The organism is Sphingomonas sp. 3P27F8 (genome assembly GCF_005502745.1).
In the GTDB taxonomy this organism is placed as follows: Bacteria; Pseudomonadota; Alphaproteobacteria; order Sphingomonadales; family Sphingomonadaceae; genus Sphingomonas.
Genome location: NZ_SCNL01000014.1, coordinates 1 through 12,996, shown reverse-complemented (window position 1 = coordinate 12,996; position 12,996 = coordinate 1). Strand labels below are relative to the sequence as shown.

The 12,996-nt window shown below is 60.1% G+C and carries 10 protein-coding genes and 1 pseudogene; 5 read left to right on the top strand and 6 right to left on the bottom strand.

Translation table 11 applies throughout. The features are described 5' to 3' along the window. Positions 1–354: 354 nt before the first annotated feature. From FFS35_RS15330 to FFS35_RS15320, 3 genes are all read right to left on the bottom strand, one after another. Positions 355–1,470, bottom strand: a complete 1,116-nt coding sequence (locus tag FFS35_RS15330) for a replication initiator protein A (protein WP_029623214.1) — start codon at positions 1,468–1,470, stop codon at positions 355–357. Between the two features lie 79 nt (positions 1,471–1,549). Then, positions 1,550–2,629 (bottom strand): ParB/RepB/Spo0J family partition protein, encoded by a 1,080-nt coding sequence (locus FFS35_RS15325; protein ID WP_010408848.1) that lies wholly within the window; start codon positions 2,627–2,629, stop codon positions 1,550–1,552. Continuing rightward, positions 2,626–3,822 (bottom strand): AAA family ATPase, encoded by a 1,197-nt coding sequence (locus FFS35_RS15320; protein ID WP_029623213.1) that lies wholly within the window; start codon positions 3,820–3,822, stop codon positions 2,626–2,628. The genes FFS35_RS15325 and FFS35_RS15320 overlap by 4 nt, the downstream gene beginning before the upstream one ends. Positions 3,823–4,359: 537 nt before the next feature. Here FFS35_RS15320 and FFS35_RS15315 point away from each other — a divergent pair. The 4 genes and pseudogenes from FFS35_RS15315 to FFS35_RS15295 all read left to right on the top strand — a co-directional run. Next, positions 4,360–4,686: pseudogene (locus tag FFS35_RS15315) on the top strand (virulence-associated protein E); the annotation flags it as partial. 413 nt (positions 4,687–5,099) lie between these two features. Further along, positions 5,100–5,681, top strand: coding sequence for a hypothetical protein (locus FFS35_RS15305; protein WP_137787967.1), 582 nt, complete (start codon positions 5,100–5,102; stop codon positions 5,679–5,681). Positions 5,682–5,684: 3 nt separating this feature from the next. Next, positions 5,685–6,101: a hypothetical protein gene (locus FFS35_RS15300; RefSeq protein ID WP_125962616.1), complete on the top strand. Its 417-nt coding sequence runs from the start codon at positions 5,685–5,687 to the stop codon at positions 6,099–6,101. Further along, the gene (locus FFS35_RS15295; protein WP_137787966.1) at positions 6,101–7,321 is read left to right on the top strand and encodes a S1 family peptidase; all 1,221 of its coding nucleotides are present in this window, start codon (positions 6,101–6,103) and stop codon (positions 7,319–7,321) included. The genes FFS35_RS15300 and FFS35_RS15295 overlap by 1 nt, the downstream gene beginning before the upstream one ends. A gap of 363 nt (positions 7,322–7,684) precedes the next feature. On the opposite strand, the gene FFS35_RS15290 is transcribed toward FFS35_RS15295, so the two are convergent. Continuing rightward, positions 7,685–8,161 (bottom strand): Lrp/AsnC family transcriptional regulator, encoded by a 477-nt coding sequence (locus FFS35_RS15290; protein WP_010408833.1) that lies wholly within the window; start codon positions 8,159–8,161, stop codon positions 7,685–7,687. A gap of 151 nt (positions 8,162–8,312) precedes the next feature. Here FFS35_RS15290 and FFS35_RS15285 point away from each other — a divergent pair, with 151 nt between their 5' ends. Continuing rightward, positions 8,313–9,131, top strand: a complete 819-nt coding sequence (locus FFS35_RS15285; protein ID WP_245535648.1) for an EamA family transporter — start codon at positions 8,313–8,315, stop codon at positions 9,129–9,131. Between the two features lie 222 nt (positions 9,132–9,353). On the opposite strand, the gene FFS35_RS15280 is transcribed toward FFS35_RS15285, so the two are convergent. Together FFS35_RS15280 and FFS35_RS15275 are read right to left on the bottom strand one after the other, a co-directional pair. Then, positions 9,354–9,893: a GNAT family N-acetyltransferase gene (locus FFS35_RS15280; RefSeq protein WP_007406889.1), complete on the bottom strand. Its 540-nt coding sequence runs from the start codon at positions 9,891–9,893 to the stop codon at positions 9,354–9,356. Between the two features lie 53 nt (positions 9,894–9,946). Continuing rightward, positions 9,947–12,640 (bottom strand): TonB-dependent receptor, encoded by a 2,694-nt coding sequence (locus FFS35_RS15275; RefSeq protein ID WP_007406879.1) that lies wholly within the window; start codon positions 12,638–12,640, stop codon positions 9,947–9,949. Between the last annotated feature and the right edge of the window lie 356 nt (positions 12,641–12,996).

Sequence of the window (12,996 nt, the reverse complement as noted above, 5' to 3'; positions counted from 1 at the left end):
CGTCAGCCGGTCAGTGATTCAGCTATCAGATCCGGGCAATCTGATCACAAATCCCACCCTATAAGCGCCGTTCTCTAAGTACCGTGACGGCTGCCTGGAGAGGTGGAACGGGCGATCCTCCCGCTGGCGCAGCTGTGCCCGGCAAAGCTCATCCGAGAAGAAGGCTGGCAAAGGATCGCGCGTGGTTGGATCTTCGCAGCCCACGCACATTTGATGGGGCGCCATACAGACGGGTCCGGGGCCCGGCTCGCTACTTCGGGAACGGTCCACACGGATAAGTTGACGTGCGCGCGCGAGCCATTCTCGACCCTGTTCCTGAAAGACCGTTTTGGCGGATTGCGCCTACGGCGTCGATCAGTTGACCGGACGCTGCTTCGCGCAAAAGGTCGCGAATATCTGTGTGATGTTCTTCGCGTCGAACGCTATCTCGCGCTGCCGGAGGAAGTTCCGGAAATCGTCTCCAACGAGACCGTGGTCGCGTTGGGGGCTGGGCAGGTTGGCGCGGGCGATCGCACCGAATGCCGAATGCGAGATATGCCCGCTCGAGGGGAAGGAGATAGCCGGTTCCTCGGGCGCCTTTTCCTTGACGGCCGCAGGCGAGGCTTGGGCGAGGGCAGGGGAGGGCTTGCCCTCCTCGGACGGCTCGCGATCGCGCCTGGTCATGCGCAGCAGCGGTTCGGCATCGTCACGCTGTTCGATGTCCAGGGAGTAGCCTGGCAGATCGTTCTCCCGAGCGATCTTGGTCATCTCGAACTTGAAGCGCCGATAATCGCCTTCCGCGCCGGATTTCTCGAAGAGCGTTGGCATCGAGATGGCGAAACCGTCGCTTCCGGCCCCACCCGCATGTTTGCGCGCGACCCGATAGAGCCAGCGTTCGCGCCCGCCTGTGAGCGAGAAATAAGCCGGATCGATGGCGAGCACGCCGCCGTCCATCAACACCCCGTCGTAGAACCATTTCGCGAGGGTAATTCTCATTCCCCGCACGTTTCCGGACCGATCCTTAAGCTGGCTGTGACTGTCGATCCAGGAGAAGGTGGTCTCGACGGCATCTCCTGAGCGGATGTTCGTCTTCACCGTGGTCGATTGGAGCCTGTCGAGGGCATTGCCCAGAAGATCGTAAGCGCGTCCACCAACCTCGCGCTTCAGAGTCTTCAGCATGTCGTATGGGACGACGTGGAGCGTCTGCGGGATGTCGTTGGCACCTCGCCGCTTGTGCTCGATCAAAACTGACGCGCAGTAAATCAGTATGTCGAGGTCGTAGATAGTCGCCAGACCATATTCCGAATTAGCGGAGACATGGACGGTGATCTTACGATCCGGACTGACATAGTCGATCGGCTTGAGTCGCTTGCGCTTCGACAGCGAGAAAAAGGGCCGCTCCATCGTTTCGCGCTGATCCCGAAGAGGAAGCGCAGTCAGCTGAGGGAGAAAGAGGTCTACTTGACCGTCTTCGCGGTGATCCTGTTGCATCTCGTGTCCCGTGGCATCGGTAAAACGCATTTTACCGGGAGCCAACTAATTGAAAATAAAGCGTTAAACTAGATTTTACTCAATTTCGACTGAACTTCGCACTCTCAAGGGCAGGGCGGAGCGCTTCGAGGATCTCGTCGACCGACGCTGTGCCCTTGGGGTTGATGTTGATCGTAATTCCCTTGGCCCGTGTATCAGCAAGAACCTGTCCGATCTCGCGACCCGAGGCGGCGGTGAGGGCCGGCTTGGCACGGGGTACAGGCTTCTTCGACGCCGCGGGAGCCACTGCGGCTGCGGCCAGGCGCTCACAGACCTTGATACCCTCAATCTTGTCGCTTCCAGCGTCCTTCAGCGCCTGTTGCTCGGCACCGAGGGCTATAGCTGCGGCGATGATCGCGTCGCGGTGCTGTTCGTTCTTCAGCAGGGGCGAGAGCCGCATGCCGTGTCGGACCTTGAGGTCTCCGGGCTCGGCGAACGCTGCCACGACCTCGTCCGGCAACTCCGCGAGCTGGAGGAGGTTGTGGAGGTTCTGCTTGGCGATGGCCAAGCGATCGGCCATCTGCGTGCGAACCCCGTTGTAATATGCGTCGACAGCGTGCCTGTAATTGCGCGCACGCTCCAAATCGGTGACGTCCTCGCGCTCTCGATTTTCCAAATCGGCGAGCCGGAAAGCGGCCTCGTCATCGAGCGTCTCGATACGCGCTACGAGCTCGATTTCGCTATGGTTGTTGGCATTCAGCCAGGAAACCGAGAAATGCCGGCGGGTGCCGACGATCAACTCGTAGGGGGTCTCGGCGTTCGGCGTCCGCCGCACCACAACCGGCTCGCGGTTCGTCCCCTCCTCGCGGATGGAATCAATGAGCGAGGCACAGCGTTCGTGGCTCAGCGCCGCATGATCGCGAGCATTGCCCGGCCAGATGGAGCATTCCGAGGGCTTCAGACGGATAGTCGGACGTTTGACCGTGCGGGCGATTTCATCGAACGCAATACCACGCCGCTCCAGGAATGAGGGCGTCGAAGGTTCGTCGACCGGCTTATCGCGATCGACCAGCGCCTCGGCATCCGCGACTTCGGCCACGGACGTGGGGGCAGGGGTCGTGCCGATGCTTTCGATGGCATTCGCCAGTAGGCTGCGACGCCGGCCCCCTGCGCTGCTCATGCCGCCTCCGTCAGTCTGTCGGTGCCGACCTGCGCCATACGCGACGGCCACTGCTTGCAAATATCCTTTTCGATCTCGCGAAACACCATGTTGAGGTTGTCACGGCACCGCGTGTACGTCTGGTGCGACCCATATGGTTTGTTGATTTCGTAGATCGACGACATCGACAACCCGGCATTCTTGATCTCTTCCGACAGGAGTATCGGCGTCGACAGCATCTGGCCAGCGTAGGTCTTCTCCATGACCTGAAGCATTTGAGCCTCGTTGGTCCTGTTGGGCTGGAACATGGTGCAGACGACGCGAATGAACCCGTAGTCGATCGAAGTGTCGAACTTCGAGACGAGGTCCATCGCTTCGCGACAGGTCTGCATGAAGTGGATTGTCGAAAGATAATCGAGTTGCCGAGCCGGCACGGGGATCAGCAAGCCGTCCGCGGCCGTCAACGTGTTCACGCCCAAAAAGCCCATGGCAGGGGGAGGATCGAGGATAACGACGTCATAGTCGTGCCGGACCTCTTCCAGGCCAATTCTCAGCATGCGGAACGCGCCGGCAATGGCGGTAGGGCCCTCCTCGATGGTTGCTGTCAGTTCCCACTCGGTGTCCTGGAGGCCCAGGTTGGCGGGGCAGATATCGATATTCGGCCACGCGGTCTTTTGGATCGTCTTTCGCAGCGAATCGGCTTCGTCGATTCTGGGGGAGAGGAAGTTCGAGAGCGTGTGCGTCTCGTCCACCAATGCCTCTAGATTGACGTCGAACATAACACTCATCGACGCCTGGGGATCGCAATCGACAACAAGAACGCGATATCCCCGCAGCGCAAGGTAATCTGCAAGATGCTTGCCCGTCGTCGATTTGCTGACGCCGCCCTTGAAGTTCTGCACGGCGATGACGACCGCGCGCTCGGAGGGCAATTTACCCATCTTGATGCCGAGCTTCTCGCGAATGGCGATCAAATCTTCGACCGTGTAGAATCGGCGTCCGTTGGTGGCCGTCTTGGGGGCGGGCAAGCGTCCGCGCGCCTCAGCCTTGGAAAGCGCTTCCGGCGTTCGGCCGAGCAATTCAGCGGCGACTGTCGCCCCCATTGAAATGTTCAGCGTTTTGCGATCGGATGGATCAATGGCCGCCTGTCGCAGCACGGTCTTGGCATTCTCGCACGAGGTAATCATCGCATCGAGAATCTGACCCGACAGCATGGGCATGTCCCCTTTTTGAACCCAAACCGGCCACGGTTCGTGAAAAGCACCGCATAATGGCCCCTAATCCCGGACAGATATGCCAAATGCAGGGTGGTTAGTCAAATAGGGTGACCTGACCCGGCGTGCGCAGGGACAAGCCCTCTTATTGCCCCCGAGTCCCGGACCATCCGCGTGTGTATCATTTCGCCTATAAACCCGGACGAAAATCAAGATGAGTCACTCGCCAGCACGCGCCGCTTGAGGACTTATCCTCAAGTCTTGTCCGACTTTGAAGCTCAGACAACGGGCATTCACAGCAACGCGAATCATCTCAAAGATGATTGGCGGGCACAGCGTCAGAGATGGAACCTCTCAGTCCACGGCGATTCGGCTCGAGCCGGGACTATTCGCTCCAACAACTGCTTTCGAGACATGAAAAGAGTCGCGTCTCGCACGACCCATCGCGCGATCTGTTCCGTCTTGCTTCTCCGATAACCACTAAAACGGTGTTCGTGGAGAAGGGGAGGGGGGCCGAGGTTGTGAAAGGAGCCGATCATGGCCCTCACAGCCGAACGACCTTCGCAGCAACTCATCGATCTTGTTGGCGCACTTGGCGGCACATGGCACGGCAGAACCGCCATGTGCCTTTGCCCGGCGCATTCCGACAGCACCCCAAGCCTGTCGATCCGCCAGGGCAATCGCGGAATTCTAGTGACCTGCTTCGCCGGATGCGACCGGGAAGACGTTCTGCGTGAACTCCGACGCGTGCCCATTCGCGACCATTTCAGCTATACCGATACTCCTGCCGTCTCTTCCGGCAATGCCAGCCGGCTATGGGATGACGCCCTTTCCCTCGGAGGCACGCTGGCAGAACGCTATCTATAGCGGCCTGCAATGATGCTCGACCAAACGCGCAATAGAGGGGAGTTTTCGGCGCAGATTAGTTGAGACGGATGGCGTTGCTCGACGCACATTGCGTGAGACGCAGCGCACGATCGGTGAGACGGACGCACAATGCTGATACGCTGACGCAGGATGCCGGTTTGGCGCCATCACAGCGGCAACCCTGCCGCCCTCATCTCGTCGGTGAGTTCACGGGTCCGCACCGGGTCGAGGCCACCATGCAGCAGCTTTCGGAGCTCGGCGAGCTTGGTGTAAACCAAATCGGGTCAACCTCCACCAAGGCCTTTTTCAGCGATCTTCAACTGCTGTGACATCAATTTGAAGCAAACGTGCTGTACACATCGCATGTTAAAGCCTGGAATTAATATCAAAGCTAATCGGAGCCTGCGGTGATGGAAAGGCGCAAGTCACCTCGGCTACTAGGCGTTTTGGCTATTGCCTTGGCGGCGCTTGGCGTTGTCAGTTCCCTGGTTCTTCGTCAATCTGGATCCTATAGCGATAAGCGCGGCGAGGTCCAGGTGGTCACCGGCTCCTCTGCATTGCCTTCCCTGACCCCCAGCGCTATCTCCTCACGCGTGGCCGATACCACAGAGGAGAAGAGTAGCGCATTCGATATTTCAGGCGATCCGGAACGGGTCCGGCGTTCCCTTCACAGCCAAAGCCGCGATCTCGCATGGGCACCGGGTACCGAAGGCAAGATCAGAGAAGTATTTGCCTCGGCTGGCGCTCCCACGCAAATTTCCGTAGATTGTCGATCAGCCGGATGCGAAATCAAGGGTGAGCTTTCGGGCCTTAGCAGCTCAAACTTGCCGCAAGTGTTAAATCGGATCGCTGGCGAACCAGTCAACAAAGCTTTGCGCGCAAGCGGCTTGACGCCAGACAAAAGTCCAACATACAGCATTATTTCAAACGACCCGGTGAGGGTATCGTTTAGCAGAGTCGTCTCGCGTGATATCGCTCAGGTGGAGCGATAAGAGATGCCGTTTCGCTTTATCATACGATCCGTGGCTCTCAAGGGATTGTTTGTATTTACCGGCTGCATTCAACTTTCTGCATGCTCAGCTGTAGCGCCGTACGTAGCGGCATCTCCACCTACCGATATCGTGATCCCGGAACATTTAAATGGCCGGCTGTCGTACCGCGGCAACTGTACCTACCTTATGGTTTCTGGATCAAAGCGGACGCTGATCTGGCCTCATGGTCATGTGTGGGACAGCACCGCGAAGGCAGTGAAGGCACCCGATGGCCGCCTCTTCAAAAGTGGAATGCAGGTTACGATCCGCGGCGGTGATGGGTCGATCGAGTTCCTGCAAGGCGATCCAGAGGCATATCAGCAGCTCCAAGCATGTGGAGGTCCGTACGTAACCAGTAGCTATGTTGAAGGAGAAGGGTGATGAAGAAGCGTGCTTTTCGGCTTGGCGCAGCCTGCGTCCTCGCCTCGGTCGCGATTTCGGCAGCGCATGCCGTATCGAACACGAAAACCATTCGACTTGCAACGTTTGACGAACCGTTCAACGATCCTGACGATGCGACTGCCAAACAGCTCTCGAAGACGGAGGGCCTTACTGTTGCAGAGGCGTCGCGACGTTTGCGGATCATGGGAGAGTTGGGGCGTCTGGCGCCCGCGCTCTCGGCACGTTTTCCCAAAGGCTTCGCTGGGGCCGAAGCGACTACGGGATCCGACTTCCGTGTTGCTATCTATGGTGTAGCTGCGGACCTCGAAGCGATCGGTAACGCCGCACGTCAGTTCGCCGGCAAAGGTGAACTCGCCAGCGTTCTCGATGTTCGCACTGCACCAGTATCAGAGTCTGAGATAGGGGCGCAGGCGCGGGGATATCTCTCATCGCTCGGCTCAAACGCTACGATCGCCACCAATGCGCGAACGGGGCAAATCAAATTATTGGTGAAAGATCCCACTTCCGCCCTCGCGGCGATTGTTGGCGGACGATTTCGTGCGGCGCCTGGAACGCAGATAGAGCAATTCGACGGCATTGCTCTCACGGCAACGGAGGTTCCGGGCGGCCAGAACTATCGCGGCACGTTCTCTAACGGCGACATCAATGAATGTACGCGAGGCTTTAACGTCAAACAAACCAACGGCTCGCTCTATGGCGTGACGACCGCAGGCCACTGCGAGAATAATGGCAGGGATGAAACCACCGGGGTTTCACTCGCATTTCGCCAAGAATGGGTGTCAAACGGCGTGGATAGCCAGTGGCACACATTCTCCGGCGGAAACAACTATCTGGTTGTTCCGAAGTTCTATAACGGTGCTGGGGTCGTTACCGTCACTGGAGCGCAAGGTGTCGCGCAAGGGCAGTATATTTGCAAGTATGGCCGATCGACAGGTCAGACATGCGGTTACACCGACCCATACACCTATACGGATAGTTACGGTGCCTTCTATAGAATGAACAGTAACTCGACCTATCCGCGGCAGAGCCTTGAAGGCGATAGTGGTGGCCCGGTCTTCACCGGGTCGATTGCGCTCGGACAGGTTCACGGACGTGACGGGGGAAATCCGACGCCCGGCCCTGTCACTAACATGTATTTCACCCCGCTGACGGCTTGGGCACCGAACAACGTGACGGTCGGTGTTACCTGCTACTGCTGACGCTCCAAATTGAGCCGTCGTTGAAAGATTAAACAGGCGGAGACTGGCGCCGCTTTCTCGATAGGCGAGGAAGCGGCGCGCTATTAAGGCCCGCCCACGCATGAGTATATAGCGGCAGCCCCAAAACTTGCCGACGAGTTGCCGCAACCAAAATGACCTGTGAGGAGGCCGTTCCGGGAAAGGCGTCCATCAGGCTTGTGGCACGCTACAAAGTAATCAGAAAAACGACCGGGGCTGTTGAAAAATGCGCCGCTGGTGGCTGGGTCCGGTTGGGGGCGGAATGACACCCCAACGCGTAGCGATCCCGTCTCGCATGGGATGGCTAATTGGGAAAGCTCAGGCTCAGCTTAGGCCGGTCGCGGTTCATGGAGCGGCAGGTGCCTTTACCGCATCAAGGACGACAAGCGTCCGGTAGGTCGATACCGCATCGTTGTCGGCGAATAAGGAACGTGCGAGCACTTCATAGCTCGCCATGTCCGGCACGCTGACAATCAGGACGAACCCGCCATTGCCAGTGACGTAATAGCATTGCTGTACTTCGACGGTCTGGCGGAACAGCGCCTTGATTGGTTCGACCAGCTCGGAGCGATCATTTACGAGATGAACTTCGACCACGATGGCGATCCGAGGTCCTTCAAGCGTCGGCGAAACAATCGCCACGTTAGCGATGATCGTGCCATTAGCTTCCATTGCGGCGATGCGCCGCTGCACTGCGGCCGGCGAGAGGTTCACCCGCTCGGCAATCGTTCTTTGAGGCGTGCGATTGTCACGCCGAAGGATGTCGAGGATCGCCCGATCGAAGCGGTCGAGTGGATTAGTCCGATAATTTGTCTCGCTCATCAAGCCCCCCGTGAGTGGATGTCTCGTGCGGTAAGCCGAAGTTAAGCGCTCGCCTCACCCAAATGAGACTATAACCCACAAGATGATTGATGCAGCACCCGCCACCTCCAATCGTCCGTCTGCCCCAATGATCGGCGCAAGCGCCGTCTTGGTGTCCTTGGTCGCGCAGAATGTTGGCGCTGCCTTTGCCAAGCACCTGTTCCCGCTGGTCGGCGCTTACGGCACCACAGGCCTGCGCATCGCTCTGGCGGCGTTGCTGCTTTTTGCACTGCGGCGACCGTGGCGGAGGCGGCCCTCTCGCGCCATGCTGTCGGCGCTCATTGCCTATGGGGCGATGCTCGGGTCGATGAACCTGCTGATCTATCAGGCCTTCGCTCGCCTCCCCATTGGCATCGCGACCGGAATCGAGGTGCTTGGACCGCTGATGGTGGTGCTCTGCGGGTCACGATCGCGGCGAGACATTGTCTGGTTCGTCGCGGCGGTGATCGGCCTTGTGCTGCTGTTGCCGCTTCGCTCGGGCGCGGCGCTCGATCCGATTGGATTGGTTTTTGCAGGCGGCGCGGCGACCTGCTGGGCGCTCTACATTGTTTATGGGAAGCGCGTTTCCGGCGCACTCGGTGGGGATGCGGTCGCTTGGGGAATGATAGTCGCAGCCGCCATTTCCGTGCCGATTGGCGCGGCAACGGCAGGCTCTGCCTTACTGGCACCGTTGGTCCTAGCTGTCGGTTTCGCCGTGGCGATCCTGTCGAGCGCCTTGCCCTACTCGCTGGAAATGGAGGCGATGCGCCGGTTGCCGTCCCACGTCTTCGGCATTCTGCTCAGCGCTGCACCAGCTGTTGCGGCGCTGGCCGGCTTTGTCGTTCTGGGGGAGGTGCTGACGCCACTTCAATGGTTCGCTATTCTGCTCATCATGGCAGCGTCTTCAGGCAGCGCGGTATCGGCCACCAAGCAACCCGCCCTGACCATCTAATGCGGCGAGCGGGAGGCCCCCGTGCCGTTCCCGATTGCGAACCCCAGCCAGGATCACAGAAGGTGAGGGAGGGCACTTCACCTCTCGGGCGGCACCATTTCCCAAAACCTGTTCCCGATTGCGCTTTCTCGAAATGGACACCTGGCGACGGGGTTATGGGACTGGGGTCGTGTCGCCAAAGTCCTGAGTTCCGAGCGTCTCGTATGTCGCTATTTTGCGACATCACTGCAGTGACTTGCCCATCCGGACTAGCGGTACCGACACGCCATCTGCTGCTGCTGCAGCGATCGGCGCCTCCAGTCGCCGGTATCCGCACGCCGTGTAGAGCGGCTCCCCCGCCAGCGTAGCCATCATCTCTGAGCGAACGAAACCGGCGGTGCGCGCGGCGCTCTCGCACAAGTCTAAGATCATGCGGCCGAGGCCGCGCCGAACATAGCCAGGGTCAGTGTACATCGCACGGATCCGCGCCGCATCGATCGCCGGATCGAGGCGTTCGGGCTCTCGGGCCACGATGCTCGCGTCTCCTCCGAACAGCGTCTTGCGGTAACTCCACCCGCCACAGCCCGCGATCGTGTCCCCGTCGAGCAGCATGAAGTAGGTACCATCCCGCAGCAGTTGCGTGTCCAAACCCATTACCTGATGGCTGGCACGGATCTGATCAGGTGTCAGAAAACCTGATTGCAGCTGGTCGATGGCGCGGCGGATCGTGATCTTGAGGGCGTCCAGATCGTCGATCGTGGCGGTGCGTGGAGTAAGCTTCACGTCTTGTCCCATGAGAAGCGGTGAGACGGACCGATCCGCCTCACCGCTGCTTGTCAGTACTTCACGCGCAGACGCGTATAGTAGAAGCCGCCGTTGAATCCGAAGGGGCCGCCATTTCGCGGGTATACCTGACCATCAGAGGTCCCGCCGGTTAGCGGATAGATCTGCACGGTCGCGGTCGGAGCGAGCCGATCGGGCCGTTCGTCGGTGAAATTCTGCGCACCGACTGCCAGCGTGAAATGGTCGGCAAAGGTATAGCTCAGCTCGAGGTCGGTGGTGAACTTGCCGCCGAAACGCTGATTAGGCACGCCGTTGGTCTGACCGTAATCCTGCGCACTGGTGAACGAGCTATAATAGTTCTCGCGCACGTTGAAGCTCAGGTTGTCGAGCGACCAATTGCCATTGAATACCACACGGTGCTTGGGTGCTAAATTCTCGGCATCGATCAGCTGCGCCGCGCTGATGATCCGCGTGTTGTAGTCGACGACCTTGGTATCATTGTAATTGTACGCGATCGAAAAGTTGAGCAGTGCTTCGCTCAGCGTCGTGCGCCAGGTGCCGACGACATCGATGCCGCGGGTGCGCGTCTTGAACCCGTTGGTGAAATATTGCACCTGCCCGCCGACGCCGACTGGGAGCAGAGCGGGCTGCGCGGCGAGATCGGCCGCGGTGACGATGAACGGCGAGGTGAGGCCGATGCGGTTGCGCAGATCGATCTGATAGCCGTCAACCGTGATCGTCATGTTGGCGACCGGTTCCAGGATGAAGCCAGCGCCGTAGTTGGTCGACTTCTCCGGCGTCAGATCGCTCGCGCCGTAATATTGCGCCACTGCGGTGTTGGTCGGGTAGGTGCCGCTCTGGAATGCGACGCCGTTGTTGAACGAGGTCGTCACAATCGAGACGTTGGATTGACCGGGCGAAGGCGCGTGGAAGCCGGTGCCGATGCTGCCGCGGACAGAGAAGGCGTCAGCGAATTTGTAGAGCGCGTTGACCTTACCGACCCAGGCGTCGCCGAAGGTGTTATAATGCTCGTAGCGGCCGGCTGCACCGACCGTCAGCGCTTCGGTCAGATCGGTCTCGAGCCCGACGTACAGGCCATAGGCTTTCTGGCTGAACTTGCCCGCTGTCTGCGGGCTGGTGCCGGCATAGCCGCTCGCACCGACACCCTGCGCGGCGGTCGTGCCGGAGAAGGCGTACACGCCGGGCGCGGTCTGCGTGTAGAGCCGCTGCGCGACCGCGTAAGGACCGGCGGCATAGGATTGCTCGTCTCCGGCAGTCTGCTCGTAGGTTTCCTTGCGGAATTCACCACCGAACGAGATCGTCAGTGGCGCTGCGAGCCCGAGGTCAGCGGCATAGGTGAAGTCGGCGTTGGCGTTCACTTCCTTCTGGATCAGATCGCCGAAGTCGAAACTGGTCTGGGTCGCGGGACCGAAGGAGAAGTTGGCCGAGCTGTACATCGACAGCGCCAGCTTGTTTCGCGCCCAGGTGCCCGACAAGTCGTAGCTGAAGTCGCCGCTCGTCCCCTTGTAGCCGACTACGCCGTAGATCTCTTGCGACTTGCCGACGAAGCGCGGCGTGAAGCCTGCCGGATAGAGGTTGGCGAAACGGAAGGTGTTGGTGTCGCGCACGAAGCCGCCTGCAGGGCAAGTAGCGTTGCCGGTTGGACACGGCGTCAGGAAGAAGGTGTTGTTGAAGGCGCCGTTCGCGCCCTGGTTGCGCACCACGCCATTGGTGTCGACCGCGGTGCTCGATACGGGAGCGCGGTAGTTGAAGCTCTGGTTGCCCTTACTCTCGGCGTAATTGCCGAACGCGTAGAGCTTGCTGTTGTCGGTGACGTTGATCGCGGCGTTCACCACCGATTTGAACCCGTGCATGGGCGAATTGCCCCAGATCTGCACCGGTCCGGGAAAGTTCGGCAGTTGCGACGCGAGCGCGGGGAAGTTCTGCGCGAAATTGGCCGCCGACGGTCGCGTGACACCGCGGCTGGTCTGGCCCTCGTCGACGTATTCGGCGGTTGCGCTGATGAAGCCCCAAGTGCCTTTGAGGCCGGCGTTGCCGGCGATCTGGTAGCTCTCGCCGTCACCCGCGTAGTACTGGCCCGCCCGGCCGACGATCTCGATCCCCTGATCTTCGCGCAGACCGTAGTTCAGCACGCCGGCGATCGCGTCAGAGCCATATTGCGCGGTGGCACCTTCGCGCAGCACCTGCAGGCTGCCGATCGCGAGCGAGGGGATGGCGGAGATGTCCGGACCCTGCGCACCGCGCCCGAGCCCGGTATCGCTGCCGCCGTAGACCTGCACCAGCGCCGCGCGATTGTAGCGCTTGCCGTTCAGCATGACGAGCACCTGATCGCCCGCCAACCCGCGCAGCGACGGCGAGCGCACGAAGGTGGACGCGTCGGAGATCGAGTTCTGCCCGGCGTAGAACGAGGGCACGATGTTCTTCAGCTGGTCGATCATGTTCGCCGACGGCTGTGTCGTCAGTTCGGCCGCGCTGATGACGTCGACCGGTGATGGCGAGTTGGCCAGCGTGCGATCGGTGCGTCGCGTACCGAGCACGACGATGTCGTCGCTGGGATCCGCGGAGGCGGCAGTGCCGGCCGATGCCGACGCGTCCTGCGCCGCCTCCGCTTGCGGCAGGGTCGTTGTCGCCGCAGTTGTCGTCGCGACAGGCTCCGCCGCGTGCGCGGTACCGGCAGCAAGCAGCGCGAACGCGATCGCGCCAGCTGACGTGGTATGTCTGATCATCTGATGCTCCCTTGATGAGTGGCTCTCAGGCGTCCTTCCCCATGTTCCCGTTCCCGACCGCCGATTGAGCTCGGCGCGCCGGAACGCTTGATGATCAGCCCTGCAAATGTGGCGGTGTCGTTTGCTCGCATCGCCTGAAGCAACAATGGCCGCGTCGGCACTAGACTGACAAACAGAATCTTTCGCGTCTGCGCGCTTGAGGGTATCTATGTTGCAGAATTGATACAGGTAAGTGATGTAAGGGGCTCTGTTGCAAACATTGGTGACGGCCGGGCAGCGTCACCCCGTCTGGGGATCAGGCAGCATTGGCAAAATGCTGATTGAGCACGTCCATGGCCTCGGTCATGACCGAGGGG